The sequence below is a fragment of the Lentzea sp. NPDC036955 genome (genome assembly GCF_055608005.1).
On sequence record NZ_JBVJRC010000011.1, the window covers coordinates 314,687 to 340,048 of the forward strand.

Sequence of the window (25,362 nt, forward strand, 5' to 3'; positions counted from 1 at the left end):
GGCTGTTCACGCTCAGCCTTGCTGCGTTCACCGCCGAGCTGCTGGTGGCCGGGGCCGCTGTCGTCGTCCGTCCCCCTGGGGCCGAACACGGCGGGCACCGTCAGGCACACCTTGCTGATCGCGACGGCGTGCCTGTTCGGCCCGCCGATTCTGAGCGCCCCGTGGTGGACCGGTGACCACTGAGCTGCAGGACAAGGAGAAGTCACCCGTGGCAGAGCAAGGTCGGGTTCCCCGGCCGGTCGCCAAGGCACAGGCGGTCGCGTTGACCCGCGCGGCCGCGCGGGAGCAGGAACGTCTCGACGCCGAGCAGAGTCTGCGGCTCGCACCGGAGCGGTTGCGGGTGCAGGAACTGCAGCAGCAGGCCGCTGCTGCCGAGCGCGCGCGGCAGGCCGACGAGGAGCTGGCGGCCTTGCGCCGCGGGCACGAGCGCAACGTCTTGCTCGACGCCGAGCGGGAACGGCAGCGGGCCAAGATCGACCAGGAGCGGATGCGGCGGCGAACGTCGCGTGCGGTCTGGCGGTCCGGGCTTCTGCTCGGGGCGATGGACAACACGATCGTGCTGCTGGTGGTGTTCGCGGTCGCGACCGCGTGGATCGGCCAGTTCGGGTTTCTGCGCGGACTGCTCGTCGCCCAGGTCGGTGTGGTGCTGGCGCCGGTGTTCGCCGCGACCGGCGCGGCCGCGTTGGAATGCATCGGCCTGCTGATGGGCTCGATCGCCCGGCAAGCCGCGAAGTACCGAGACAGGGCGGTGCGAGCCCGGCTGGCCATGTGGGGCGTCATCTTGTTCTCCGCCTGGAGCAACTACACCCACTACGGGCTGGTCATGGCCGCAATGAGCCTGCTCGGCCCGATCTCGTGGGAAGTGCGCGAGTGGTGGGGCTCGCGGCATCGCGCCTACGAGGCGGGTGCACTGGTGGCCCGGCCGGTGCGGCCACGTTTCCCGCTCGACCGGTGGGTGCTGTTCCCCGCCTCGACGTGGACGGCGTACCGGGTCGCGGTACGCGACAACATCGGCGACGCCGAGACCGCGCTCGCGGGAGCCGCGGCGGCACACCGGGCACGCTGGCGGTCCGCGTGGCACCGCGGCTACCGCCACGGTGCACGTCACCGCAGTCACGTCGTCCAGCAGGCACAAACCGCCCTGCGGGAGCTGCCCGCCCTGCGCGCGCAGAACACCGCGCTGCACAACGAGCTCACGGGATTCACCCGCGCGGTGGGCACCGTGCTCGGCATGGACTTCACCGAGCTCGTACGCATCGACGACCACCCCGGCACCGGCGCCGGCGGCGAAGCCTCATCTCCCACAGCCCGCCGCCGGCGATTCACCTGGCTGCGGCGGCAAGGAACCGTCCCTGCGGAGCCCGCTCAGGATGGCGATTCCCAGAACGCCGAGGTCGGGGAGACGTTCCGGCCCGCCGTCAGCTCGACCTCGCGGCGCGGCAACAGGCAGAGGGCCAAGCAGCAGCGGGAGCAGCACGCGTTGAAGCTCGCCCTCCAGGAACGGGAGTCGGGCACGCAGATGGCGGGACGCGAGATTCACCGCGTCCTCGGTGGCCGGTGGGGCAACGCACAAGCGGCGATGAACGCGGCCCGCAAGCTGGTCGCACAGCAACCCGCTGGCGACACCACTGCCACGCCGGTGGAAACCGAAGCGGTGCCGGCCGGCGAGGCGTCGAGCGTCGCATGAGGACAGAAGGGGGCGATGTGAGCGAGAACGGACAGGGACCAGCGCAGATTCCGGACACCGGCGTGCACCAGTTCCGTCGCAACCGCGCCCTGCACGTCCCAGGACAGCAATCATCCGCAGCTTCGGGAGCGGACACTGACGAGGAGACGGAGGCCATGGGCCAGCCGCACCCGGTCGCACCGCACGCCGGGCACGGGGCAGACGCCCCGTGCCCGCCGGACACCGGTGGCGCGCGAGGGGACACTGACATGCCGGATGCGTACCCGGCGGACCTCGCGGTGCCGTCGACGGCTCTGGCTCGACGCCCGATGCCGGCTCCCATGCTCAGGCAGCACCGTGGCCTCAGCGCGCACGCAGGCCGGATCGTGCGGGCACGCGCAGCGTGGACCACAGTGAACGTGGTGCCCGCCGCCCGGCGGGGGATAGGCCGCTCCCACCGTGCGGTCCGTGCCTGGTGTACCAGGGAACGCGACTTCGAGATCGTCGACCAGTGGGTGCGCTCCAGCGACGCGAAGTCACTGGAGCGGGCCTACTACGAACTGCAGGACCTGAAAAGGAGCCGCTTCTACCGTCGGCTCGCCACCGCTCTCGCCGTACCCGGAGCCGGGTACGGCGGCTACCGGCTGGCCGTCAGCGAGCAGCACCAGAGCACCCTGATGCTGATCCTGCTCGGGCTGCTGCTGACCTTCGTCGTCATCGGCTGGGACAGCGACCAGCGACGCGCACAGGCTGACCTGGGCATGCACCCGTTGCGCGACGCGATGACCAACCGGCAGGTCGCCGGCAGCGTGCGGGAGGCGCTGGAGCACCTCAAGCTCACCGTCGTCGGGGCCAAGGCCCGCGGCTACCTCTGGGGCTGGGACGTTCAGATCCAGTCCCCGGCACTGCCGCAGATTCCGCAGAACCTGGTCAGCAGGCTGGAAGGAGCGTTGCAGACCCCGACCGGGTCGATCACGTTGCGGCGCAACCGGGACAACGCCTCAGTCGGCACGTTCCGCATCGTCTGGCGTGACGTGCTGCGCCACCCCGTTGCCGCGCCGTACCACGCGCCGCGCAGCCTGACGGTCACCCGGCCGCTGCCGGTGGCCGCGCAGGTCACCGGTGACCCGGTGTTCCTGATGCTGGCCAAGACCCACTTGATGATCATCGGGTCGATCGGGTCGGGCAAGACCGGCGCGCTCTGGGCGGTGTGCGACGCGCTGACCGCGTGCCGGGACCAGGTGCTGTTCCCGATCGACCTCTCGACCAACGACCCGTTCGTCGCCTGGCGGCCGATCGTCGGACGCCGGACCGCGACCACTCTGCAGGAGGCACACCAGATGCTCACCGCAGCGGTCACCGAGATGCGCGGCCGGATGCAGTGGATCACCCGCGAGATCAGCGAGGGCCGCCGGTCGCCGTCGGACAAGGAATGGATCATCGGCGGGGACGGTCCCCAGCTGACCGTGGTCATCGACGAGTTCAGCCGGGTCGCGGCCAACAAGGCCCTGCTCGAACTCGTGCTGGCCATCATCGTCGAGGGCCGCAAGGCCGCGGTCACCGTCATCCTGTGCAACCAGCGGGAGGTCAAGCAGTTCTTCGGTAACGACACCACGATCACGAAGCTGATCCAGGCCGCGATCTACCTGGCCATGGACCCCAAGGACGCACTGCAGAGCATCGACGCCGCCCTGCGACGCGACGGTGTGCGCCCCGAACTGTTCGAGGTCAGCTCCGGTGATGACCCCAAGGACGCCGGCCGCGGCTACATCATCGCGCCCGGAGTCCCTGTCGACAGCTACCGGATGTTCGGCCTCACCGGCGAGGAATGCCACATGAGGTCGATGGAACGCGGCCGCCACGGGATCGTCACGCTCCCGCCGCTGCCCGGGATCACCGCCGCCGACACGGCACCGACGCCGTCCAGCGACCAGGCACCACTGCCTCCGCTACTGGCCGGGATGCGCGCGGTCATCCACCAGTACGGCCGCGGCGCGGCAACCACCGCACAACTGCGTCGGCAACTGCCTCAGTTCGGTGTGGACATCGGCGACGCCAACGACGCCCTGTACCGCGAGCTCGCCGCACTGCTGGGACCGAAGAACGTGCTCAGCAGCGCCCAGCTCGGCCCGGTGCTAAACGATCCGAAGAACCCGCGCGGGTACACCGCCGCGCAGGTGGAGCAGATGATCACCACGTGGCTGTCGCTCACCGCTGACATCAGCCGACACTGACACCACGCCCGCAGGCGAACAACAACAGTCCACATCGGACTCAGGTAAGCGGGGGAGTGGTCCGCGCGCTCCGCGCGGTCCACCACCTGAGGGGGAGTAGCGATGCGTTTGATGGTGAGGGCACTGCCGTGCGCGCTGGTGCACCTCCTAGTCGACGCCGGTGGCGAGCGGCCTGCCGATCATGTCAGGTGAGTCGTCGACGGCGCTCAACGTAGAGGCGCCAAAGGCAACTGCCTCAACCATGCGGTCGCGTCGCCCCCACGTCTGGGCTGATCAAGGACGTCTCGATCACCCGAGACCCAGGCCTAGGACCCTGAGACCCAGGGATACACAGACAGGCTCAGAGAAGGCGAACCCTGTCCACCGGCGTAGAGACACACACAGCCGCGCCGAACTCGCGGTCTTCGGCGACCCGGATTGCCGCACCCAGCGTCGCTGCCCGGCCGCACCGAAGCGAACGCACCAGAGCCGTCGCGTTCCGTCTACCACCTCACATTGCGAAAACGCAGGTCAAACGCCTTCGCGTACCAGGAACGGGCGTGTCGTGCCGACGAACAGGCCCCTATCATGTCCGCGTCAACGACGATGAACCCATGACCGATCCCGAGAAGAACAGCGCAGCGCCCCAAGCAGGCGACGGCCCCGGCAGCAGGGGAGAGCCAGGACCGCACCTGTGGCGCGTACTGCGTGCGGCACGCGCCGGCGGCTCAACGATTTCCGGCAAGGAAGCGCTGCTCTACACCGATACCACCACGTTTGCTGAACGACTCGACCTCGGCGCGGTCGCTCTTCACCCCGCGGCCGGCGCGATCACGCCGGGCACGGCACCCACCGCCCGGCTGGTGCTCCGCTGGTGGGAGTACGAGGACTCCGAAGCAGCTCTACGACCGGACCACGAACCAGTGAGTCAGGCCAAGAACTACTGGCTCGGCCTGCGCGTAGATCAGGAGGTCGCGGCACTGGTCAGCCTGCTGCTCGGCATCCGATGCCGCTCCGGCGGAACCGTTCGCCGCTACAGCCTCGCCGACCCGGTCGGCCACCACACTGACCAGTTCGAACACGACGCTCCCATGCCGTTGCCGGCGCCGCGAGGCCAGCCGATGGTGCAACTGAACTCGGTCCAAGCCGTCCCGCTCGACGCCATCGCACCGCGGTTGCACACCTTCGGCGCCCTTCACGCCCTGCACGCGGTGGACCTCATGCGAGCCGCGGTCGCGTTCTCCGACGCACTCTGGATCGCCGATCACGATCCCGAGCTTGCCTGGCTGCACTGCATCACCGCACTCGAACTCGCCGCTGAACGCCTCAACGCCGACCACGGGGATCCCGTCCAACTGCTGCGCCAGGCCGAACCGGAACTCGCCCGCCTTCTTACCGAGTTCGGCGAGGACGCGCTGACCCGCGGAGCGAAGCTCATGCGTCGCCGCGTCGGTGTCTCACGCAAACTGACTGGCCTGCTCCAGGCCTTCCCGCCCGCAGCGCCAATGCACCGTCCCGATTTCGACTTCGTGCGACTCGACTGGGATGACCACGACGACATCCTCAAACGATTCAAGAAGATCTATCACCATCGCAGCGCCCGCCTCCACAGCGGCGTCCTCTTCCCCGCACCACTGCTACGCCCACCCATCGCCGCGCGAGCCGAGCACCCTGGCGGTATCGACGACACGGGCCCGCTCAGGTTCCGCTCCGGCCCGATCGACTGGAAGAACACCGACCTGCCGATGACGCTGCACTCCTTCGCGCACCTCACCCGCAGCTGTCTGCTGGCATGGTGGGACGCACTCGCAGACCCCGCGCCCCGCTCGACGCAGACGCGCTAGCCGTCCGCCAGCAGACCCATTACCTCGACCGCCCGGTCCCGATAGTTCTCCACTACCTGCAGCATCAGTGGCTCACCCGCCAACGTCACCGACGCGATCGTGTTCGCCGCCACCCCCGCGAGCCTTCCACCGACCATCGACGGGAGCGTGAACCACCGCCAGGCGGGATGCGCCTGCAACTGCTCGACCTCCGGCGGCACCCGCTGGAACCGCGCCGGCACCAGCTTGTCGAGGCTCGTCGGTCCCGCCTCGCGGCGCACGAGTTCGAGCAATCCCTGCAGGACCAGCATGGCGTGGCAGGCTTGCACCACAGTCACGGCCGCGATCGCCCGCTTCAGCAGCGCTCCCTCGATCTCCCACGCCAGGTCAATCAACCTGTGCAGCGCGAGCAACGGCACCAACACCGGCACGAGCTCCTCGCCCTCACGCTCCTGCACGCGGACGTGCGCCACCGCCGCCTCGATCTCGGGCGCCGTCGCGGAACCAGCCACCACGGCTGCCGCCCGCGCCAGATCCTCGTTGCTCACAGCATCCGTGTCCCCGCTCATCGCCTGGGCGAGCGTCGCGACTGCGTCTCGCCATCTCGGAGGTTCGACGAGCTGATCATTGAGATCGTTGGTACTGAACAGCTCATCCCACCTCAGCGGGCGTCCCGTCCCGCCGTGCCGCCGCGCCCGATCTTGGCGGGCCTGCCAACCCATGTCACCAGCGGAGTTCAATGCCATCGTTCTGATCACGCGGTTGAGGTGTCTGACGATCGTGGCCCGCAGAACCTCGTCCGATACCGGCATCCCGTGAACCACACGCGCGTAGACCTTGTCCGGTACCAGAAATCGGCCTCGCCGCGCGATCCTTGCCACCGCGATCAACCTGGGCAGCGCATCGGCTGGGGCCTTCGACGTTGTCCCACGTCCACGCCCCAGAGAACGCCTCACGTTGCGCGGCACCAGCCCACACGATCGCCATCGCTCCAGCTGCGACAGCGACACCGAGAAGCCCGCAGCCGCAGCTGCGGCAAGCAGGGCCGAATCAGCACGGCTCGGTGATCCACGCACCATCACCACAACTTACAACCCCGCGAGGTTCCTGGCGGGAACCCGGATTTCCACCTGGCTAGATGGACGCCATGCCCGCCATCAGCACGCCGACGCATTTCGGCAGCGAACTCCAGGTCACCGCGATCGTCATTGCTGTCGTCCTCATCGTCCTGATCATGACCACAACCACCTGCATGATCACCTGGCTCGCTCTGCGCAACACCAAACCGCGAGACCGTCCGGCCATCCTGCATGCCCTAGCATGCCTGGTTCGCGCACTTACAAAGTTCAGACATGCCGACGAAACCACCCAAACGACCAAGTCTGCGCAGGTCAGCAAGCCCAACAGATGACAGGGTTGAATAGATGCGTGATCGTTGAGCAACTGCGGCAGGAAGGAACCGCACAGCTCAGTCGCGCCCTGAGAAGCAGTGCGAGAGGGTCCCGGACCCGAGCCACGCGAGACCGTGTGCCACGGTGACGGATCCCCGTCGATACTGATCGGTTCGCTCGACGCTCGCTCGAGAGGTGTCTCTTACGGTTCGCCGAGCGTGCCTGTCGGCCTGAGAGTGTGTCGCGGCGCACGCCGGACGGGACTGCTGGGCGCTGACGACACACGTGGGAAATTCGGCAACCTCAGCACTCCGGATAGGACTTATCACGCATAACGGTCATTATGCATCAAACGTCGCCGCGTCAGAGGTGAGGTGCTCACCGAGTGCACCACGGATCCGCCTGGAGTTCAGGCCGACAGCACCCGTTCCTGGGTTTTCGGCAACGCTCCCCCGCTGAACCTGGAGGATGACCCGCCGTTTTCGGAGTGCCGCGCCGCCGACGCACCTCAGAACCTTGTGGTGAGGCAGCAAGGCTTTCGCCGTGTCACTCAGTGGAATGGCACGCAGCCGCAGCAGCCGTCACCACGTAGTACCGGAAACCCGGTTTCCGCGCCGACCGGCGTCCATCGGGGGCCCGTCACCGCTGGTCAGACGCGAACCCCAGATGCTCGTAGCGAGTCCTCGGCATGCGACGGCGTCGCTAGCAGATGATGAGCGCGACCTCCACGGGTGCCGGCGCCGGTAGTCGGACCAGGAATCACCGGTGCCGCACAGGGTTGGCTTGGTCGCAGGACCGCCAGGTAGATGATCTCCTCGACGATGGCGACACGTCCCCGGCCTGGAAGCGTCAGCGTGGCGGACACTTTGAGCAGTTGGCGGCCGCCAGTCGCGTCGAGGTCGTCTACGGGGTCAGCGACGTGGGTGTGGCGGCGTACCGAGTAGCGCCGCAGCAGCGCACCGAGCGGCAGTTCGTGCTGGTCGAGTGCTTCTCGTGCTGCCTGCGGAAGTCGTTGCCGGGCAACGATCGCGTTGACATGCGCGACGACGAGTCGCGTTGATGCGGGAATTGCGGCGCACAGCACGCCGGCGCGAGCGAGAATCTGATGAGTGCCCTCGTGCAAACGCAGTGCTGATCGCTCGTATCCGGTCGGGGGGCGCAGCTCGTGCTGGTGCAGTTGGTGGTCGAGTGGGATGCGCAACCACTGCTGCAGTGTCGCGGTGAGCTCGTCGGTGTTCTCGATCAGATCGATGAGGCGACCCCGGGCGTCGACCTCGGCTGCGGTCAGCGCATCTCGAAGCTGTTGCATGGTGGTCATGTGACTTGTCCCCCTGGCGATAGTGGCGACCCGCTCGAGTCGCGAGCGTCCGTTCACGACAGATCAGGACAGGCGCCGATGCCCCGTCAGGGTGCGCTGTGCCAGGGAGCTGGGCCAACAGTTGGCGGCAACTCCGCGAACGCGGTATCCGGTCATTACACGCAGTAGTTGTGTGAGGCGATTTTTGCTTGGTTGCGCGTTAGTCGTTGACCTCACCTGCTGTGATCGGGCATGGTCTTGGTCACGCTCAGTGCAGGGCTGCTGGGCGTGTCAGACGCTGCGAGCGCGGGCGCGGTGTGGGAACCGATGGGTCGCACGGTGCGCGAGTGTCTGGCCGGCACGTGTTTGGTCGTGTGGAGCTCCGGTGTGCCGGAGCGCTCGCTGACCAGCACGGCCGTCTCCGGCTTGTTCACGAGCCGGATCCGCGCGCGGGAACACCAGTGGGGCGAGGAGATCTTTTCGTCGCGGTGGTGGCCTGACCGACCACGTTGGGGGACGTGGAGATGCTGCTGCTCAGTCAGCAACGGAACGACGACGCCGTGCCACAAGCTGGTTCACGGCTGCACCAGATCACGGCCCCAGACGAGTCTGCCACCGGGTTGATCCCCGGGACGACGGTGTTCGTCGCCGGCGTGCTCATCGTGCTGGCCGTGGTGCTGACCTGGCTCGGACCAGGCGTCGAGGCCGCGGCTGATGAGGGCGTCGGCGTGCACCACTCGGTATCGCCGCTGCGCGGCTGACGCGTCTGACTCTGCTCGTTGGTCAGCCGTCGTCGGCTCATGGTGCCGATTCGTGCTGGTCAGGAGCCTTCTTGTACTTCTGTCTAGATTCGGGGGAATCACGGACATGGCTCTACGACAGCGTTTCACGCTGGGGGCTGCAGTCGGTGCAGTTCTGCTGGCCACAGCCTGCACCGGCTCGGGTGGTGAACAGCCACAGGCCAAGGACAACGGCGCACCGCAGGCCGAGTACCAAGTCGATCCAGGCGTGCCGGAGATGTACAGGGCCAAGGCACTCGCCGACGGCAAGAACAGGGCGATCGACGCGTGTGGGCTGCACGACCCGGAGGCCGCGCAGAAGGCGACCGGGGACCAGCCCGACGAGATCCTGCCGTCCAGCTCCGGCTTGAACGAGTGCGACCTGCGCACCCACAAGGGTGAGTTCGAAGCCACCTGGACCTTCTACCTGGAGGTCGGCGCGCTCTACGACGCCTCGGCGCGTCGCAACGATGCGCCGGAGAAGCTCGGCGGGCTGGACGTATTCCTCTCCGAGGAGGAGAGGACCTGCACCGTCTCCAAGCCGCTCGACGACAACCACGCTGTGCAGATGCGTGTGAGCACGTCGGTCAGGTCCGACGAGAAACCCGACAAGCCGGCGTGTGCGGTGTTGCGCGAATACGTCACCGCACTGGCGCCGATCTGGCAGGACATGCCCAAGCACGGTTCCGGCCGCACGAAACCCGACTTGACGCTGGTCAAATTGGACCCGTGCACGGCCGCGGCCGCCACGCTGGACATGTTCGAGGAGGGAATACTCGAGACCGGCGGACCGGCGTCGTGCACGGCGCGGTCCCGCAAAGCGATGCCACCGCAGCCGCGGGACAAGGGCGCCGGCCGACCTGAGGTCACCGTGGCGTGGACGATGAACACCGACCCGTCGAAGCTGGTCAAGGCCAATGACGGCACGGCGCGTCAGATCACCGTCGACGGCCGCAAAGCCGTGCTGTACAAGGGAAACCTCGGCTGCACCACCTACATCGTCTGGGACGACCAGATCAAGGTCGACCAGGACAACCGCGTCGACGACGACGACCTCACCCAGCAGATCCGGGTGCAGACCGCGACGTGCGACACCGCAGAAGAGGTCGCGAAGAAGATCGTGGCGAAGGTGGCACAGCGATGAACCGCCGACGCGCACTCGCACTCGCGCTCTCCTCCCTGGCCGCACTGCTCGGCGGCTGCACCAGCATCGTGTCCGGCACCCCGACACCGCAGACCGACCAGCCCGGCGCGACCACATCGACGGGCGGCGGCTCGTGCTCGCGCAGCGAAAGCCCCGAGCAGTGCGTCGAGTGGCAGGACACCAAGGCCAAAAGCGGGCAGGAACTGCTCGCACAGGCGAAGCAGGACCCGCTGGTCACGGCGCAAATGCTGTGCTCGGCGGTTCCGCCCACGGTGTGGGACCGCTACCTCGGCGCCGGGCATTTCCGGGTGATCGACGAGCGCCAGTCCTGCACGATCAGCTCCGACGACACCGCAAAGACGCCGGAGGGCAAGTTCGCCCCCGTCATCGAGGTCCACCTCTACCTCTCCCCCGTCGACACGATCGCCCGCGACCTGCAAATCCTGCGCTCCCGCAAGGACACCGCAGCGATGGTCTCCGAGCTGACGCTGGCCGGCAAACCGGTCATGCGGGTCGGTGAGGCAGAGGACGCCGACAGCAAAGGCCGGGACAAGGAGGAGCTCAGCGTCGCGGTGCTCGGCGACGTCGGCCAACCCGGTGCACTGCGGATCCGGCAGAGCATGCGACCACCCCGCGGTCAGCCCTTCGACGCGCCGATCGACCGGTCCAAGCTGGACGCCATGCGCGACCCCGTCGTGATCGAGTTCATCAAAGCCCTTTTCCCATAAGCCTTTGTCCTATCTCGGGGGAGATCATGACCATCAAGAACACAGGACGGGCGGTGCTGGCGACCGCCGCGGTCACGGTCGCGTTTCTGTCCACAGTGCCCGCGGCACATGCGACGGCCGCGACGCAGGATCGCAAGACGATCGAACTGGGGGACCTGGATCCACGGGTGGACGCCAAGTCGGTGAACGCGGCGTTTGACCCGTGTGCGGTCGGGTGGGAGGCGATGCCGCCCGAGGTTCGCCCGGCCGAGAACACCAAGCCCAAGCTGCGCGCCCCGGACAAGGACGATGCCTTCTCCACCGCGTGCCGCTACGACAACGGGGACAAGACGGTCGTGACCGCCGAACAGGGTGGCACACCCAAGCAGGGACGCAACTTCATCGTCCTCATCGCCTGGGCGAAGCCAGGCCTGATGTCGACTGCGCAGTCTGACCACAAGGGCTCGCAGTCCACGCGGTTCGGCTCGAAGACGGGCCTGCTCAAGGCAGGCACGAACAACGCCAGCAAGGAGGCATCCTGCACGGCGCTGATGCCCCTGGCCAACGGGTCCGCCGGCGTCGCCATCACCAACGGGCGCTTCACCCAGATCGACACGTGCGCGATCGCCAAAGCGATCGCGACAGCGATCGCGGAGAAGACGCCGTGACGGCACAGGTCGCCGGCGCCGTCACGGTGATCTCCGGTGACGACGACGTCGTCGCTCCGGCTCGCGCGCGTGTTGGCGCGGGCCCGGAGACCGAGATGGAGAAGACGCAGCCCATTCCGCAGCTGACGACGGCGAGGCTGGTGCTGCACGCGTTCCGCATGAGGCTGGCGGGCCTGCGGCGCGGGGACGCGACGGTGAAGCTGCTGCTGGCCGGGATCCTGATCGCCTTGGTGGCTATCCTGCTGCGTCAGCCCGACGCGGGCCGAGCAGCGGCCGCGCACGCTGAAGCACCGGCACCAGAGACGACGTCGTTCACGCCGGCGCCACCGATTTCGGAGCGGATCCCCCGTGTGGCACAGGAAGATCCGAACGCAGTGCCACCTCAGGTGATCGGAGGCCGGGCACTTGCCGCACTGCCCGCCGCAGTGGTGGGGGCGCAGTTGCCGCAGGTGTTGCGCGATCCGTCACCCGGCGCCGAGCCGGGCTCGCTGGTGCTGCACCCCACCACCGGTGTCGCGGTCTACGCAGAGCCGGGTGGGCCGGCCGTGGCGGTGCTGCCCCCGCGGCAGATGCTGTCGCCGACGTGGGTGCCGGTCGTCGACCGCCGACCCGGCTGGGCTCTTGCCCTGTTGCCCGCGCGGCCACACAGCAGCGGAGCGGCGGCCGCAGGATGGATCTACCTCAACCCCACCATGCAACTCGCCGACGCCGGGGCCCGCATCGAACTCAACGCGACCACGGGCGAAGTGACGGTGCTCGCCGAGCTGGGCCGCGCCGAGCCCGAGCGATCCGTGCTCGGCCGCCCGGTCTCCGGCCATCCGACGGCTGGACGGTCCGGGGCCCGCAGCTTCGTCGCGATCGGCGCGAACGTCGATGGTGTGCCGTGGCTGTTGCGGCCGCTGCTGCCCATCGCCGTCGACCCAGCGCGGCTGTGCACAGGATTTTCCGTCGCGATCAGCGTACCGGGCCTGCCCGTCACTTCGGCGCTCGGAGCGCTTGACGACACCGGATGCGTACCCGCACCGGCCTCCCTGCGCCGGGCCCTGGCAGACGTGCCCGCCGGCACCCCAGTGGTGATGCGCTGACCCAGGACGCGACAACCTGAGCAGGCGCCTCACGGTGACGAGGTGGTGGGACGTGCGCGACCCGCCGCCCCATCACCGCGTCAACTGTCCTCAGGATCGCCGAAACCTGGCTGTACCAGGAGAACGGGACCAGAACAGCCTTCGGCCGGTCCCGATAAGTGATCATGATGTGCGTCCCGATTCGGTGAATCCGCAGAACCGAGACACGCGCCAACACTCAGGGACGGTAGTCCCGCTCCACTGGAAAACCGGCCAGGACGTCACTTTGTGGCCAGCGAGGGACACATGGGCTGGACCTCGAAGCATTCGAGTCGGCGGCGCCGTCAAATCATGGAAGATCAGATCCGAACGTCGTTTTCCCGCTTCGGGATCGCGGTTAGGAAGTGTTGATTGGGCGGGTTGTCGCGCAGCCACCCGTGCTCGCGCAGCCAGTTGATCAGCTGTTTCGTGCTTGCCTTGGTAAGGCCGAGACTTTTGGCCACTGACTGATGGTCGGGAAACGCCAGACCTGGACCTTGATCTGCGATGGCTCGGAGAACATCGTTCAGGACCACCAAGTGGTCCCGGCCGTCAGCGACCACGGCCAACTCCGGCAGTGTCACACCCTTCTTGGTGGTCACATGCCATTCGCCGCCCTCACAGCGGTATTTCCCGTGAAAGACCTGATCCGTAGAGACAGACGGTTGCGCATTCCTGGATCGGATGAAGTTCTTGGCTTCACGCGCGCTGTCGAAGCAGGCTTTCCCGCAGGTGTTGCAGCGTCGTCGCCCAAGTAGACTGTGTCGGCTTGGCAGCTCACGGGGTGCCAGCCCGCGCCTAGTGGACGATCTCCTCACCTTCGTCACTATAAGTCAATCCGGGCTTGCGCCGGCGCGCTGCGGCAGCCAGATGCGACGGGAACAGCGCTAAGACGGTTGTAACGGCACGCGAGGCGGCTGCGACGTACCGGACGATGGCCCGCATGTCCGCCCCCGGATGCGGGCCTTCTTCCTGGCATGATCCCGCGTGGGATGTGGCACCGAGCCTGGCTGGTCCTCGAAACCGCACTGGGATTCCAGCGCAGTTCAGGTGGCGTCGTGTGGCGAGCCGCGCCCCCGCAGCAACACCAGTCCAGACACCAGTCCGGCGTCCGGCGCCGAGAGCCACACGTGTGTGCAGCTGCTCAGAAGCAGCGCTCGCGCCGCGGTGTTGGTGACGAGCAACTCGACGGTGACGTGATGCCATCCCGCCGCGACGGCCAGGTCGCTCATCGCGCGGATCAGGTCCGTCCCCACACCTCGGCGTTGCCACGCATCCTCGATCAGGATCGCGAACTCGCATGCGTCCTCGCTGAGGTGAATCGACCCCACCCCGACCAGTTCCTCACCCAGCCACGCACCCAGCCCGATCACATCGTCACGACCTACGACGGAGCTGGCGAACCCGTGCAGCGCCGGAGCCGCGGTGCCAAAGCGCTGCTGCAGCGTCATCGCCGAGCACCGCCCGAGCATCCGCCGCACTTGCACCCGATCAGCGGCGGCGAGCCGCCGAACCGAGATCGCGGCCGCGCCTGCCAAGCCACTCACGGTCTCCGTCACACCGCACCGACCATGTCTGCGCTGCGCAACCAAGCACGAAGCCGCGCCTGACCACGGTTGCAGCCGCCACGGTGCATACCTCGTTCGACCGACGTCTCGTCGTTGATGGCCATCGTGCTTCCCCCGGTTCGCCGATCCTGACCTCAGCCAGACCAGGACGCGCGTGAGGCAGGGCGGGGGGACACCATCAGCACGCTGTGCGGCCAGGGGGATCGTCCAGCTTCGCTGGACAGAGCCCTGCTGGGCGCACAGCGTCCGGTCGTCACTGCGCCGGCTGTTGCCCATGCACGCTGTCACGCGCTGGTCGCGCAGTCACCGATTGAGCGCCAGAACGCGAACCAGCAGGCTGGTCCCCTGACATCCGCAGGCACCAGCGGAAATGGGCGTTGGGGTTTCTCGTGTCCGATCGCCCGCATGACCTCTCGACTCGACTACAGTTGCGTTCGCAAATGAGAGCGTAGGCGCGGGCGAGTTCCGCGATGACGAGAGGACCGACATGTCACTGACGTTGCACGAGGCACAGGCACTTTCGGCTGAGGACCTTGCAGGCCTGCTCGACACCGAGGCTGCGGAATGGCAGACCCTCATCGACGAGGGCCGGATGACAGCTGATCACTGGACGCGGCACGAGGATTTCGTCGCGTGCCGATCGCTTCCCGGACTCGGCGAGCTGTTCTCGGACACGAGCCAGCTCGACGATTCGCTCCTTGCCGTCGTCCAGTAACGCGCACGTAAGCGCCGACCTCGGCGCACTGAGCCTCGAGATCCGCAACACCGCTCCGCTACTCGACTCCGGCCCCGCTTCTGCGGCACACGCCGGCACCTCGAGGCCGCCACTGCGTCAGTCCTCGGATCAGCAACGGCACCAGCAACGCGACAACCAGCAACCGCACGCACTGAGCCGTGGAGACCACCGTCATGTCGGTCCCCGTCGACGCGGTCGTGGCGAGCACGGCGGTGATACCACCCGGTGTGGTCGCCAGATAGGCGTGTGTGAACCCGACGCCGGTGACGGTGCCGAAAACCCAGGCGATACCCGCGCACGCAGCGCACACCGAGACGATCGCGATGATCAAGTGTGGGAGCACGGAGATCGTGCTGCGAAGCTTTGCCCGGCTGAAGTGCAGCCCGACGTCCAGGCCCGCCATTACCAGCACGATGTCCCGGAGCAGGCCGTCCGGCCCGAAACCCGTTGCTGTGCCGGTGAAGGTGACCAGCACGGTCAGGATCGCCGAGCCCAGCAGCGCAGGTGCAGGCAACCGCAGCTTGGCCCCGAGTTGTGATCCGAGGATGCACACCGCGGTGAGTACGAGGAGCGGAGCCACTCCCCTGGGTTGTTCTACGACCTGAGCCACGTCAGGCCAGGCGACCATCGACTGCAGCACGGCGGAAGGCCGGCCGGTCTCCGTATCCACCGCGACGACCAACAGTGGGGCCGTGACCGCCACCAGCGCGACGCGCAGGTACTGCGCGCACGCGACCTGCCACGCGTCGGCGCCGAGCTCGCTCGCGCTCGCGATGATCGAAGCCGAGCCGCCAGGGGCCAGCCCGAGCAGGGCATCCAAGGACGCGACCGTCGACACGCGCGCCAGCAGCAACGCCACGACGACGCACACCACGATCGTGGCAATCGTGGCGGCCAGCGACGCGAGCACGATGCCGGAGGCGTCTTGCAGCACGTCGGGCCGCAGGTAACTGCCCATCAGCATGCCGATCAACGCGTGAGCCGCACGAGATCCCTGGGCGGGAGCCGCCACCTCGGTCTTGTTCAGCATCGCCACCGCCGCGCCTGCCACCGTCGCGGTCAGCAACTGGGGAGCGGGCATCCCGAGAACCTCGGCCGCTTGAGCGAGGACCAGGCACACCCCCATCAGCACCAGCCCCACGACGAGCGCTGGCGTGCGCCTGAGTGACCGCCGTAGCCAGGGATCAGAGCGGGCCACAGCCGCATTGCCCATCACCATCAGAAGATCACCGGGTGGTCGCCGTGCGGTACGACACGCCCCGCGCACAGCAGCCGAACCGCCTCGGCCAGCGCCAGCATCTCCGCATCGCGGCCGATCTCGGCCAGGGCACCGGGGCTGCTCACGCCGTGCGCGACCTGCACCGATCTCTGGACGAGGATCGGCCCCTCATCAACGCCGGTGGTCGCGAAGTGCGCGGTCGCACCGACCAAGCGGACGCCCCTGTGGTGCGCCTGGTGATAGGCCCGGCCGCCGACGAACGAGGGCAGCAAACAGTGGTTTATGCGGGCAACTCACGTGTCCGGGCGATGGCGTGTCGCGGATAGCGCCTTACCGAATAGGTCTGCAGGGGCGCTGCGCGTTCTTCCAGCGCGACCTTCGCTGCTAGCTCGACGCGCTCACCACACAGACCAGCCCGTTCACCGGGCCGGTCCCCCGCGAACACGCCCAGTCCGCTCGGTGGGTCCGGCCAGCGCTGGTAACCGAGGTGGCGTTCCGGACTTGGAGCTCCAGCCGGCAACTGCGTCACGCGGTGTGGAAAGGGCTACGACCCGATCTCACGCCGCATGACGCGACGCTGTAGGCGATTCGATCGACTCGGCGTCGGCGAAACGGTGACGGCTCCCCGCAGTAGCAGGAAGCCGTCGATGTCCCGGCGCGATCAGTGCGGGGTGCTCAGGAAGGCCTGAAGGGCGGCGCTGAGTCGGCGCCACACACCGCGGCCGCGGCCCGGCAGCAGCACCGACACCACCACCACGGTCAACACCAGCGTGATTGCCGTCGCGACCCTGTAGTCCACGCCGGCGACCACGATCAGCAGCAGCTCGAACGCGAAGGCGAGCCCGAGTGTCACGACAACCACCACCGCGGCCGCCCACGTGATCGGCACCGGATGCTCGGCCTTGCTACGACGACCGCCCGCCATCGACGTCACCTCCTCGCCCACACCGGTCACGTCCCCTGTTCTCATCTGGGGTATAGGTCGTGAATGCCTTGCCGGGTAACGACAAACGGTGTCGGTCCGGCAGGGTGTGGTTGCGGGTTCCGCAGCGTGATCTTGTTACGCTGGGCAGGTCTCTGGCGACTGCACGCACTGGCAGTGACCACGCCTGGGCGGAAGTTACCCCTTACGTTGACGGCACGAAGCCGTACTGTGTCCATAGCGATCCCTCTCGACACGCATCGGTGGGCGGTTGCTTCCGGCGGGTTCCTGAGTGCAAGTCAGGGACCCGCCGTCTTGTTCGCTGCCAGACACCCGCTTCACGACGAGTCATGTCGGGGGTCCTTCGGCGACTGCTTCTGATCTTGAGACGTGTGTCCTACGCCACGAAGGAGAGCACGAGTTCGTCACGACGTGTGGGCTGTTGGAGCGCGGGCTGTAGATCGTTTGGCCGTTCCTCCTGGGCGGGATTACGTCTGATCTGGCCGACACATCATCACTGAGGAGTGGTCGGCGGGGAACACCCGGTTCAAGATTCTCTCCGTCGCTGGCAAGGTTCACCCGGTTCCGAAGGCCCTGGTCACTCGCAGTGCGTGGGTCTCAGGACGCGCACGTGCCCACTCATGTGAACGCCTTGATCGTCCGGTTCGCGCCCCCTCCGCGGGCGCGCTCAGGAGCGACGACTCCGAGAGGATTCGCCGATGCTCGAACCTGACCTCGTGCCGTATGGAAGTGTGGACGGAATCACAGCCTCCCCTAGTGCTCCAGGCCTGGATTAGCAGACCGGACTGTCCGCAATCCCGGCGTCGGGTCCGGCGGACGATCAACTTCGACCGGTGGGTGCTGGAGCGGGCCCGTGCGACCGTGACCAGAGCCCAGACCTCGGAGCAGACGACCGAGTTTGTCCAACTGATCACGCGGGTCATCATGGTGCTGTGTCGTCTGATCCCGCCGAACCGTGCGTGACGTCTTACCTTCCCCGGTTGATCGCCTGGCTCAACCAGATGGTCGAGATCCACCACCCGCGCCACCCGGCAGACTGGAACTATTGCTGCGTCGAAGAACTCGTTCTCGACCGCGGACAATCAGGTGTTCCAACCTCACTGCGAGCAGGCGCAGACCACGGTGCCGAACGTCAGTGCTACGCCAACGCGAGGCATTACGCCGCCACCTACGGCCTGACCTACGTCGAAGGCTTCGCGCTGTATCAGAACGGCCTGGCCACAGCCCACGCCTGGTGCGTCGACGACCACGGCGGCGTCCATGACCCTACCTGGCCGATCAACTCAGGCCTGGCCTATCTCGGCATTGCCTTCCCCGCGAGCCCAGACGAGGTCCGCCGGACCCGCCTGGGCGCAGCCTGCCTCCTGCACGACGGCCACCTGGATGGCTACCAGATGCTCAGATCAGGACTGCCTGACAACGCGTCAGCTCACCGAAGCCGGTAGGCGTGCAGAGCAATGTCGTCTTCCGGGCACCTGTGGCCGCAGCGGACACCGACGACAACGGCGTCATCAGTCATCCCCTCTGTTGCGGGTGTTCTCGACGTGGCGAAGGTGGCGGGTTTGAGCTTCGGCGCGCCCGCCGCGCGAGGGTGCCTCGTTGCTGACCACGCCGAAGCTGTCGCCGCAGGTGCACGCCAGGTGGGTTCCGTTGCGCCGGGCGCCCCGCAGTTGCCGGGACGAGACGATGGCCTCATGGGTGATCACCAGCGGCAACGTCTCGGCGAAGGCCAGCGCCGCGGTCGCGGAGACGTCCGGGGCGGCCTGACGGTCGCGTTCCCAGGCGCCGTGCACGTCTGCGGCCCACGCCAGCCAGTCGGCCACCGCCGCTACCGACACCTCCTCGCCGGCCAGGCGGAAGGCCCCGGTGGACCGTACCGCCTCGGCGGCCCGGCGCAGCCGCATCGCGGGTCGCATCCGCCAAGCCCCGGTGGACCCGGACGTCGTATCCCCGTTCGTAGCCGGGTCAGTGGTCATCGTCTGCTCCTTCGGCGACGGACATCAGGTCGGCGAGCGTGCCCACGTCGGCGGTGCGGGGCGGTACACCGGGAACGACCGTTTGCAGCTCGAAGTGGCCGTCGTCGCGGCCCCTGCGTGCGGCATGCCGCAGCAGTCCGGACAGGACGTGCTCGGTCGCGGTCATGGTGCTGCGTCCTGGATGAATGGGTGCTGAACGTGGAGGGCGTTCCAACGACGGGTCAGCTCGGCGGCGGCTGGCTCGGTCAGCGAGGCGTGGTGCAGGCTCCAGTAGTTCGCGCGGCCCTCCGGGAGCTCGGCCAGCTTGAACTGCTCGACGAACGCCCGTCCGGCGTCGGTCAGAACGATCTCCGGTGCGTCGTCGGCGACCGACTCGGGCGCGGCCTGCACCAAGCCGAGGTCCCGGGCGACCGCGAGGTGGTCGCTGAACCCCAGCAGGGAGCCGAAGTGCGCGTAGATGTCGCCGTCGGGCCGGGCTGCGCCCACGATGACGGCAAGGACGTGAGTCCAAGAGGTCATTTCACTGCTCCATGTCGGGGTTTGCAGGATGCCGTTCTCGAGGGCGGGTTGGGAGAACCACTCGACGAGCACGACCAGGACGGTGCGGTCGACATGGTGGTGGTCAACATCGAACTTTCCGAAGTAGCGGCTCGTACTACGCGGGCTCGGTGAGGTCGGGGTTGCTCTCGTCACCCTTCGAGCTGAACGGGCCTGCGTTCAGCTCGGTGGTGGCCAGGTCGACCTTCTCGGCGCGGTCGCGCCAGACGTAGCTCCACTCCCCGCGCACCGTCATAGAGCTCGCCCACGGGAACGCGTTCGCGGCCACGCCCTGGACTACGCCGATGAAGGTCGTGATCGCCGCGTCGATGCGCGGCCCTCGGATGTTGCGGCGGAGCCCCGCAGGGACCTGCAGCTCGAAGGTCAACCGCAGGACACGTGGGCTCTCACTATCTCCAGACATGTCGGTGAGATTACTCAATCTCGTCGAGATTGCAACCTATCGCCGAGAATCAGGCACTACGTCGGCCGCGCAGGCCGAACGCGACGTCACCTGAAGCGTGGACTGCCCCGATCTCCGAGCGACATCCGGCCGCTCCTCGTCCTGCTCGTCGACGAACCCGACCTCGAAACTCGCGGCCTTGCCACCGTGGCCACCGCTTCCGCACGCAGCCCAAGCACGCCATCCGGCACTCCCGCCCTGAATCAACGACACCTGCATCGGCTGCAGCGGCCGCGACGGCCTGGCCGCGAACGCCGTGGCGTTCAGCCGCCCCGGCGGGTTCAACGTCGCATGCGCCACCGTCTGCCACGCCTGCGGCGGCCGCTCGTTTCTGCACATGATCAGGTAGATCAGAAGGAACGTCGCGTTCGCCACCACGCCGGCACTGCGGCCGGCAGCGAGCCGGCTGCTCGAGCGTGACGGACCCGCACTGGGGATGATCCGACTGGCCGTGCTGGAGACGCTGCGCACCACTTCCCAGACGTGATCGAGGCAGCTGCGCTGTCCCTGCGCCCCCGATCTGAATGTCTCTGAACAGCAGGAACAGTGCCGATGAGCAGTGTTGGCCGCAGTGTGATCAACCACCGATCAACGGTCGGATCAACCATCACCGGTTGATCCGACCGTTGATCTGAACACTCGTCCGGTCGTTGATCGCGCCAGCGGCCTCAAGCCCTGCCGGCTTCCTCAGCGGGTAAGTGGGACGTCCGTCAACCAGCATGAGCCGAGCTGCGGGCAGCGTGCGCGGGCCCAGCGCCGGAAGTACGAGCACCAGGCCGCGCGCTTGCACCGCCACCGGGCGGTGCCGGTCGGCTGTCGGATGGCGGTGAAGTACCTGCACCAGCGTGTGAAGCTGCCTCTGGACTGGTGCCCGTCCAGCGGCAGGCCCTGATCACATCAGCCACGTCCATCACGCTGACCGCGATCAACGGCCGCGGCGTGACCGCAAACCTGGTGGCAGCGTCCGCGAGGGCACGCGCGCGATGGTGGGCGGACCGCTGATGGCGGGTCGGTCACGGCTCAGATCGAACGCAGGTGGCGGCCAGGCGTGCGGTAGGTGATGTGCCACGTCCGGGTGCTCTTGGCAGGACGCCAGCGGCCGTTGTGGCCGGGCTGGGCGGGGACTGGGGCGTCGCCTGGCCGCGCGGAGTCGGCATGGCGGGCGTCGGGATCGATCAGCGCGAGCACGAAAGGCAGCACCATCCACACCGCGAGACCGCGCATGCTCGCGACTGTGCTCGGGCCGCCGACCGCCCGCAGGTCAACGCCGTAGGCGCCGGCGGCCGCAGCGTCGCTGACCGCGCTCATGTCGGAGATGGCTGCGCCGAGGGTTGGCCGGTCGAGGTAGACCGGGATCGGAACGAGGCCGTCCCAGGTGCAGTCGGTGTTTAGCAGCAGGCGTAGTTCGGGGCGGCCGGTGTTGGCGTCGCTTTCGAGGTGCACGTAGACGCCGTGCGGCCGGAACATGTCGACGGGGACGTCGAGATCCGGGAGCGCCGGTGGCAGCGCGAGATAGCAGCACCACTCGGGCAGTTGGCCCGCCCAGCTTTCCAGCGGCGGCAGCGGCACGCGATGCCAGTCCACAGCACCCGCGGTCGCGGCCTGCCGCAGCGAGTCGTAGGCAACTTCGGCCACCGCGGTGTCCGGGACGTAGACCCCCCGTCCCATCTCCCACAGCGCCAGCGCGGCACTGCGACCGACCTCGGTGGCCGGGTTCCCGCCGTAGGAGATCGCGAGGGTGTGGAAGGCCGCCATCGGCAGCCAGCACCACTGCGGCCACTCGATCCCGGCGTTGCTGGCTCTTTCGCGCATGCTCTCGGCGGCCGGCAGTGCTTTGGGGTAGCGGACTCGGAACTGCTTGAGCAGACCGTCGATGCCTGCGATCGTCGGTTCGGCTTCGCGTGGAGGTGGCTTGGCCATGGGAGTGGTTCCTCTCGTTCCTGGGCATGGAGGATGGCACCCGCGAAGGTGCTGCGGCGCAGGCGTTGCGATCCTCGCCCTCTGCTGAGGGCGCACCCCCCGCGTCTGGGGGAACGAGCGATGACGATGAGGATACCCACCGCGCGTAGCGGCAGCCGGAAGGTCCTGTCCGGCGCGACCGCGAACGACGACCGCGCGCCGGGTCCTGCCGGCTGCTACTGCGAGATCCGGACGGTTCTGCCCTGGTAGACCAAGATGCGCCGCTGGCAGTGCTACTCGAGTGCCGTCATGAGCACGTGGACTTCGTTGGGCGCCGCCAGCGCGCCGTGCGCCACGTTGAGGTCGAGACCGGTCTGTCGCACGACGCCGCTGAGGGCGCGGTGCTTGCGCAGCCCGCTCGACAGCGTCAGCCGCGCCACCGCCGTGTTGCGGTCCGCCCCCGCGGCCTTATGCACCGCCACACGATCAAGTCGAGCGCTGGCAGCGCCACCGGTGCGCCGCCCAGGCCGTCGTTCACCGCTGATTATCATCGACGGAGATACCAAGACCATGGCCCAGTGGGCGGCACACCCGCGGTGCCGGGCGACTCTGGCCTTCTTCCGGGCACGTTCGAATGCCGGGCGGCCTCCCGTGGACGCGCTGCAGACGCCCGCTGCGCGCCACATCCCTGCGGTGGCGGGTCGGTGTGACGGTCGGCGACGACGACATCCCAGCGGACGCACGCGGTCCTGACGGTGCAGGAAACAGATTCGGCGCTGTCGTATCATGGTGCCGGCAAATGTGCCTGCCTGCTTCCGAACCCCGTGTGCCCACGCCACCGGGGTGGCGAGGACAAGGGTCCCGGACTCGCACACCACAACCCGCAGGCGCGGGCCAGCCGCGCCGCATGTTCCTTCGCGGAACGCGTGGGGTTCCGTTGGAGGCTCTCATGGTCGACGACCGTGCCCGCAAGAAGAAGATCCGCGCCCACATGGCTGCCACCGGTCTGCGGTACCTGCAGGCCGCGCGGGACATCGATGGATCCGGCCACAGCTACATGCGTACCGCGTGGAGCAACTCGGCCTGGCCGCGACTGATGCCGCGAGAAGCGATGAACCTCGAGGTCGTCATCGACACGGCCAGCGTGCTAAGCCAGGACGGGGATCTTGCCCACCTGGTGACCACCCACCCGGTGAGCAACCAGTTCCCCAACGGTGTCAACACCGTCTTGACCTGGCAAGACAATGACGACGACGAGGAGACCGCGCTGCTGCGCCGCCATGCCCAGGCCGCGTTCACCGCGGCGGTCACCGCGCTGGCCCGGCCGGTGCCGACCACGGTCGCAGACCTGGCCCACCTGCTCGCCGATCTCGGCGTCGTCGAGCACACCCGCACCGAGGACGGCACAGAGCAGTGGCGGGCGCCCCTCGAGATCCCCGACCCCATGGACGCGCTGCCCCTGCCCGCGGACTGGATCGACCGGGAGGAGCGCATCGGCTGGCGCACCCGGACCGCCGGGCCCGCGATGGCGCTGCGGCGCAGTCTGCGGGCATATGAGGGTCGTCCGCAGGTGGATACCACGTTGCAGCGGCTCGCCGGCGAGGCCGACATGCCGGTCAGCGCTGTGCGGGCCGGACTCGACGGCCTGATGTACCGCTTCGGCGTTTCTGTGCTGCGCCAGGGCACGGCACTGGATCGTCGCGACCTCGATGTCCTGGCCGAGCACGCCCGCATCGGCATCGTCGTTGACTGGACCAGCTTCACTTTCACCACCGAGCCCGACGAGGGGACGGAAGAGACGCAGATCGTCTGGAAGAGTGCGCCGTGGCTGGTCTACCGCAGCATCGCCGAAGACCCGCGAGTCCCCGCCGACTCCCGCGACCTCATCGGGTACATGGGCTTCATGTTCGACAAGCCTGACGGCGGCACTTTCACGACGTGCATGGCCTCGCTCGCCACCCAGCAGGCAATGTCGGTAGAGGCCGCCGTGAACTCGCTCTTCGACCTTGAGAAGGCCGGCCTGCTGCGCTGGCGTGCAGATACGCAGACCGCCGAGCTGGCCGCGGCCCCGCACCAATTCGCTGACGCGTAACGACATCGATCGCCGTAAACCGGCCTGGTTGCCGAGACAGATGTCGGCAGCCAGGTCGGCGCGACGGGGCACTGCACAAGAGAACGGTGAGCTGCGATGACCGTGCGCTCGGCGCGCGTGGCCGTGCGCGCGACGTTGAAGTTCCCGCTAATCCGCGAACGCATCACCGCCCTGGGCCTGACCGACGGGCAGCTGCGCGTCGTGCTCGGCACCAGCCTCTACGACCTCACCCGCGACGCTGACGCCCGCACGGTCCCTTGGTCATGCTGGTGCGGCTCTCGCGGCTGCCGGAGCTCCCGCTCGACGACCTCGTGATCACCGACGCGTACGTGTACTCCACAGAACCCGGACAACTCACGGCCCACGTCGGTGACGACTACCTGCTGCTCGGATTGATCGCCACCTTCAATGGCCTGCGCCTGGAGCGTGTCCTAAGTGCCTGTTTGCGAACCCCGATCTGAGCCCTAAAGGGACGTTCCGATCGAGGTTGGAACGGCCCGTCACCCAGGCTTGCAGCGTGCCACATACTCAAGGGACCGAACAGAAGCACCGATAGCAGTGGGATGACCAACTTCCTCGCCCGCCAACCCGGCCAGCCATTCGAGGAGTACCTCGATGCGACGCTGGGGAACCTTCTGCAAGGGCTGCGGGACCGCGGGGCCAGCCCTGACCAGGCCCGCGTGAACGTCAACGTCACTGAGCGCTCCGACGACGAGATCGTTCTGTTGTCTCGCCGTGCGGCTGAGCTGGGCCTGATCCGTCTGCAGCTCGTCGACGACCATGTGCCCGCCCGGCCGGGCACCATGCCCAGCTCGCTGCTCGCACCGCTCGACGCCTCCTCGATGGTCGAAGCCCGCGCCGCGCGCATCCTCGGCGAGCGCTGACCATCTATGCCTCGGCGCCCCACGCAAGCACGGTAGAACGGCGTGCCTCAGCGACGCGACCACGCCAGACGGGCCTCACTGCCAGCGCGCTGAGCCTCTTTCTGCTCGATGCGCACCGTTGGACACCTGTGGCCTGCGCAGACAGTTAGCTCAAGGTGCAACCCGTTGTGCCGTGGGACAAATCGGGATCAGAAACAGGCACTAAGAACTCCTAACAGAATGATCTTGGAATACTGTTGATCATCGGTGTGTTG

At 67.7% G+C, this 25,362-nt stretch carries 28 protein-coding genes and 1 pseudogene; 15 read left to right on the top strand and 14 right to left on the bottom strand.

Going from position 1 to position 25,362, the window contains the following annotated elements:
- Positions 1-172: 172 nt before the first annotated feature.
- The 3 genes from ACZ7CF_RS34885 to ACZ7CF_RS34895 all read left to right on the top strand — a co-directional run bounded on the left by ACZ7CF_RS34885 (position 173) and on the right by ACZ7CF_RS34895 (position 5,723).
- Positions 173-1,687 carry a DUF2637 domain-containing protein gene (locus tag ACZ7CF_RS34885; RefSeq protein WP_470371770.1) on the top strand — a complete coding sequence of 505 codons (1,515 nt, stop codon included), beginning with the start codon at positions 173-175 and terminating at the stop codon, positions 1,685-1,687.
- 392 nt (positions 1,688-2,079) lie between these two features.
- Entirely contained in the window at positions 2,080-3,900 is a 1,821-nt protein-coding gene (locus ACZ7CF_RS34890) for a hypothetical protein (RefSeq protein ID WP_470371771.1), read from the top strand.
- A gap of 593 nt (positions 3,901-4,493) precedes the next feature.
- Positions 4,494-5,723: a hypothetical protein gene (locus ACZ7CF_RS34895; RefSeq protein ID WP_470371772.1), complete on the top strand. Its 1,230-nt coding sequence runs from the start codon at positions 4,494-4,496 to the stop codon at positions 5,721-5,723.
- Here ACZ7CF_RS34895 and ACZ7CF_RS34900 read toward each other — a convergent pair.
- Positions 5,720-6,583 (bottom strand): hypothetical protein, encoded by an 864-nt coding sequence (locus ACZ7CF_RS34900; protein ID WP_470371773.1) that lies wholly within the window; start codon positions 6,581-6,583, stop codon positions 5,720-5,722. The two genes, ACZ7CF_RS34895 and ACZ7CF_RS34900, sit on opposite strands and share 4 nt — an antisense overlap.
- Positions 6,584-6,849: 266 nt before the next feature.
- Between ACZ7CF_RS34900 and ACZ7CF_RS34905 the strand changes: the two genes are divergently transcribed.
- Positions 6,850-7,113, top strand: a complete 264-nt coding sequence (locus ACZ7CF_RS34905) for a hypothetical protein (RefSeq protein WP_470371774.1) — start codon at positions 6,850-6,852, stop codon at positions 7,111-7,113.
- Between the two features lie 629 nt (positions 7,114-7,742).
- Here ACZ7CF_RS34905 and ACZ7CF_RS34910 read toward each other — a convergent pair.
- Complete coding sequence (locus tag ACZ7CF_RS34910) at positions 7,743-8,411, bottom strand: hypothetical protein (RefSeq protein WP_470371775.1); 669 nt, start codon at positions 8,409-8,411, stop codon at positions 7,743-7,745.
- Positions 8,412-8,908: 497 nt separating this feature from the next.
- Here ACZ7CF_RS34910 and ACZ7CF_RS34915 point away from each other — a divergent pair, with 497 nt between their 5' ends.
- From ACZ7CF_RS34915 to ACZ7CF_RS34935, 5 genes are read left to right on the top strand one after another with little or no spacing between them, the layout of a single operon-like run.
- Positions 8,909-9,151, top strand: a complete 243-nt coding sequence (locus tag ACZ7CF_RS34915) for a hypothetical protein (protein WP_470371776.1) — start codon at positions 8,909-8,911, stop codon at positions 9,149-9,151.
- A 52-nt stretch (positions 9,152-9,203) separates the two neighbouring features.
- Positions 9,204-10,313: a hypothetical protein gene (locus ACZ7CF_RS34920; RefSeq protein WP_470371777.1), complete on the top strand. Its 1,110-nt coding sequence runs from the start codon at positions 9,204-9,206 to the stop codon at positions 10,311-10,313.
- The gene (locus tag ACZ7CF_RS34925; RefSeq protein WP_470371778.1) at positions 10,310-11,041 is read left to right on the top strand and encodes a hypothetical protein; all 732 of its coding nucleotides are present in this window, start codon (positions 10,310-10,312) and stop codon (positions 11,039-11,041) included. Before ACZ7CF_RS34920 ends, ACZ7CF_RS34925 begins: the two co-directional genes overlap by 4 nt.
- A gap of 26 nt (positions 11,042-11,067) precedes the next feature.
- Complete coding sequence (locus ACZ7CF_RS34930; protein WP_470371779.1) at positions 11,068-11,688, top strand: hypothetical protein; 621 nt, start codon at positions 11,068-11,070, stop codon at positions 11,686-11,688.
- On the top strand, positions 11,685-12,773 hold the full coding sequence (locus ACZ7CF_RS34935) for a hypothetical protein (RefSeq protein ID WP_470371780.1): 1,089 nt from the start codon (positions 11,685-11,687) through the stop codon (positions 12,771-12,773). The genes ACZ7CF_RS34930 and ACZ7CF_RS34935 overlap by 4 nt, the downstream gene beginning before the upstream one ends.
- A 338-nt stretch (positions 12,774-13,111) precedes the next feature.
- On the opposite strand, the gene ACZ7CF_RS34940 is transcribed toward ACZ7CF_RS34935, so the two are convergent.
- Together ACZ7CF_RS34940 and ACZ7CF_RS34945 are read right to left on the bottom strand one after the other, a co-directional pair.
- Positions 13,112-13,393, bottom strand: coding sequence for a helix-turn-helix domain-containing protein (locus ACZ7CF_RS34940; protein ID WP_470371781.1), 282 nt, complete (start codon positions 13,391-13,393; stop codon positions 13,112-13,114).
- Between the two features lie 444 nt (positions 13,394-13,837).
- On the bottom strand, positions 13,838-14,350 hold the full coding sequence (locus ACZ7CF_RS34945; protein ID WP_470371782.1) for a GNAT family N-acetyltransferase: 513 nt from the start codon (positions 14,348-14,350) through the stop codon (positions 13,838-13,840).
- 496 nt (positions 14,351-14,846) lie between these two features.
- Here ACZ7CF_RS34945 and ACZ7CF_RS34950 point away from each other — a divergent pair, with 496 nt between their 5' ends.
- Positions 14,847-15,074 carry a hypothetical protein gene (locus ACZ7CF_RS34950; protein WP_470371783.1) on the top strand — a complete coding sequence of 76 codons (228 nt, stop codon included), beginning with the start codon at positions 14,847-14,849 and terminating at the stop codon, positions 15,072-15,074.
- 58 nt (positions 15,075-15,132) lie between these two features.
- Here ACZ7CF_RS34950 and ACZ7CF_RS34955 read toward each other — a convergent pair whose 3' ends face one another.
- Entirely contained in the window at positions 15,133-16,236 is a 1,104-nt protein-coding gene (locus ACZ7CF_RS34955) for an AbrB family transcriptional regulator (RefSeq protein WP_470371784.1), read from the bottom strand.
- Positions 16,237-16,313: 77 nt separating this feature from the next.
- Positions 16,314-16,586: a formyltransferase family protein gene (locus ACZ7CF_RS34960; protein WP_470371785.1), complete on the bottom strand. Its 273-nt coding sequence runs from the start codon at positions 16,584-16,586 to the stop codon at positions 16,314-16,316.
- 131 nt (positions 16,587-16,717) lie between these two features.
- On the opposite strand from ACZ7CF_RS34960, the pseudogene ACZ7CF_RS34965 reads away from it, so the two are divergent.
- Positions 16,718-16,897 (top strand): annotated as a pseudogene (locus ACZ7CF_RS34965) (ATP dependent DNA ligase); the annotation flags it as partial.
- Positions 16,898-16,975: 78 nt separating this feature from the next.
- Here ACZ7CF_RS34965 and ACZ7CF_RS34970 read toward each other — a convergent pair.
- Entirely contained in the window at positions 16,976-17,269 is a 294-nt protein-coding gene (locus ACZ7CF_RS34970) for a hypothetical protein (RefSeq protein ID WP_470371786.1), read from the bottom strand.
- Positions 17,270-18,237: 968 nt separating this feature from the next.
- Here ACZ7CF_RS34970 and ACZ7CF_RS34975 point away from each other — a divergent pair.
- The gene (locus ACZ7CF_RS34975) at positions 18,238-18,702 is read left to right on the top strand and encodes a hypothetical protein (RefSeq protein WP_470371787.1); all 465 of its coding nucleotides are present in this window, start codon (positions 18,238-18,240) and stop codon (positions 18,700-18,702) included.
- Positions 18,703-18,768: 66 nt separating this feature from the next.
- Here the strand turns inward: ACZ7CF_RS34975 and ACZ7CF_RS34980 are convergent, their stop codons facing one another.
- The 7 genes from ACZ7CF_RS34980 to ACZ7CF_RS35010 form a co-directional block, all read right to left on the bottom strand.
- Complete coding sequence (locus ACZ7CF_RS34980) at positions 18,769-19,233, bottom strand: hypothetical protein (protein WP_470371788.1); 465 nt, start codon at positions 19,231-19,233, stop codon at positions 18,769-18,771.
- Positions 19,223-19,399 (bottom strand): hypothetical protein, encoded by a 177-nt coding sequence (locus ACZ7CF_RS34985; RefSeq protein ID WP_470371789.1) that lies wholly within the window; start codon positions 19,397-19,399, stop codon positions 19,223-19,225. The genes ACZ7CF_RS34980 and ACZ7CF_RS34985 overlap by 11 nt, the downstream gene beginning before the upstream one ends.
- Entirely contained in the window at positions 19,396-19,824 is a 429-nt protein-coding gene (locus ACZ7CF_RS34990; RefSeq protein ID WP_470371790.1) for a hypothetical protein, read from the bottom strand. Before ACZ7CF_RS34990 ends, ACZ7CF_RS34985 begins: the two co-directional genes overlap by 4 nt.
- Positions 19,825-19,888: 64 nt before the next feature.
- Positions 19,889-20,194: a hypothetical protein gene (locus ACZ7CF_RS34995; protein WP_470371791.1), complete on the bottom strand. Its 306-nt coding sequence runs from the start codon at positions 20,192-20,194 to the stop codon at positions 19,889-19,891.
- A 36-nt stretch (positions 20,195-20,230) separates the two neighbouring features.
- Positions 20,231-20,611 (bottom strand): hypothetical protein, encoded by a 381-nt coding sequence (locus ACZ7CF_RS35000; protein WP_470371792.1) that lies wholly within the window; start codon positions 20,609-20,611, stop codon positions 20,231-20,233.
- Positions 20,612-21,253: 642 nt separating this feature from the next.
- Positions 21,254-22,153, bottom strand: a complete 900-nt coding sequence (locus ACZ7CF_RS35005) for an AcrVA2 family anti-CRISPR protein (protein ID WP_470371793.1) — start codon at positions 22,151-22,153, stop codon at positions 21,254-21,256.
- A gap of 272 nt (positions 22,154-22,425) precedes the next feature.
- The gene (locus ACZ7CF_RS35010; protein WP_470371794.1) at positions 22,426-22,614 is read right to left on the bottom strand and encodes a hypothetical protein; all 189 of its coding nucleotides are present in this window, start codon (positions 22,612-22,614) and stop codon (positions 22,426-22,428) included.
- 467 nt (positions 22,615-23,081) lie between these two features.
- On the opposite strand from ACZ7CF_RS35010, the gene ACZ7CF_RS35015 reads away from it, so the two are divergent.
- The 3 genes from ACZ7CF_RS35015 to ACZ7CF_RS35025 all read left to right on the top strand — a co-directional run bounded on the left by ACZ7CF_RS35015 (position 23,082) and on the right by ACZ7CF_RS35025 (position 25,108).
- A complete protein-coding gene (locus ACZ7CF_RS35015) occupies positions 23,082-24,224 on the top strand; it encodes a DUF6042 family protein (protein ID WP_470371795.1) in 1,143 nt (380 codons plus the stop codon).
- 263 nt (positions 24,225-24,487) lie between these two features.
- A complete protein-coding gene (locus tag ACZ7CF_RS35020) occupies positions 24,488-24,685 on the top strand; it encodes a hypothetical protein (protein ID WP_470371796.1) in 198 nt (65 codons plus the stop codon).
- Positions 24,686-24,787: 102 nt separating this feature from the next.
- Positions 24,788-25,108, top strand: a complete 321-nt coding sequence (locus ACZ7CF_RS35025) for a hypothetical protein (RefSeq protein WP_470371797.1) — start codon at positions 24,788-24,790, stop codon at positions 25,106-25,108.
- Positions 25,109-25,362 lie beyond the last annotated feature (254 nt).

What these genes read in the sequence shown, in the direction of transcription:
- ACZ7CF_RS34895 (WP_470371772.1), top strand. Translation starts at nt 4,494, where the DNA reads ATGACCGATCCCGAGAAGAACAGCGCAGCGCCCCAAGCAGGCGACGGC.
- ACZ7CF_RS34905 (WP_470371774.1), top strand. Translation starts at nt 6,850, where the DNA reads ATGCCCGCCATCAGCACGCCGACGCATTTCGGCAGCGAACTCCAGGTC.
- ACZ7CF_RS34910 (WP_470371775.1), bottom strand. Translation starts at nt 8,411, where the DNA reads ATGACCACCATGCAACAGCTTCGAGATGCGCTGACCGCAGCCGAGGTC.
- ACZ7CF_RS34925 (WP_470371778.1), top strand. Translation starts at nt 10,310, where the DNA reads ATGAACCGCCGACGCGCACTCGCACTCGCGCTCTCCTCCCTGGCCGCA.
- ACZ7CF_RS34930 (WP_470371779.1), top strand. Translation starts at nt 11,068, where the DNA reads ATGACCATCAAGAACACAGGACGGGCGGTGCTGGCGACCGCCGCGGTC.
- ACZ7CF_RS34950 (WP_470371783.1), top strand. Translation starts at nt 14,847, where the DNA reads ATGTCACTGACGTTGCACGAGGCACAGGCACTTTCGGCTGAGGACCTT.
- ACZ7CF_RS34980 (WP_470371788.1), bottom strand. Translation starts at nt 19,233, where the DNA reads ATGACCACTGACCCGGCTACGAACGGGGATACGACGTCCGGGTCCACC.
- ACZ7CF_RS34985 (WP_470371789.1), bottom strand. Translation starts at nt 19,399, where the DNA reads ATGACCGCGACCGAGCACGTCCTGTCCGGACTGCTGCGGCATGCCGCA.
- ACZ7CF_RS34995 (WP_470371791.1), bottom strand. Translation starts at nt 20,194, where the DNA reads ATGTCTGGAGATAGTGAGAGCCCACGTGTCCTGCGGTTGACCTTCGAG.
- ACZ7CF_RS35005 (WP_470371793.1), bottom strand. Translation starts at nt 22,153, where the DNA reads ATGGCCAAGCCACCTCCACGCGAAGCCGAACCGACGATCGCAGGCATC.
- ACZ7CF_RS35015 (WP_470371795.1), top strand. Translation starts at nt 23,082, where the DNA reads ATGGTCGACGACCGTGCCCGCAAGAAGAAGATCCGCGCCCACATGGCT.
- ACZ7CF_RS35020 (WP_470371796.1), top strand. Translation starts at nt 24,488, where the DNA reads ATGCTGGTGCGGCTCTCGCGGCTGCCGGAGCTCCCGCTCGACGACCTC.
- ACZ7CF_RS35025 (WP_470371797.1), top strand. Translation starts at nt 24,788, where the DNA reads ATGACCAACTTCCTCGCCCGCCAACCCGGCCAGCCATTCGAGGAGTAC.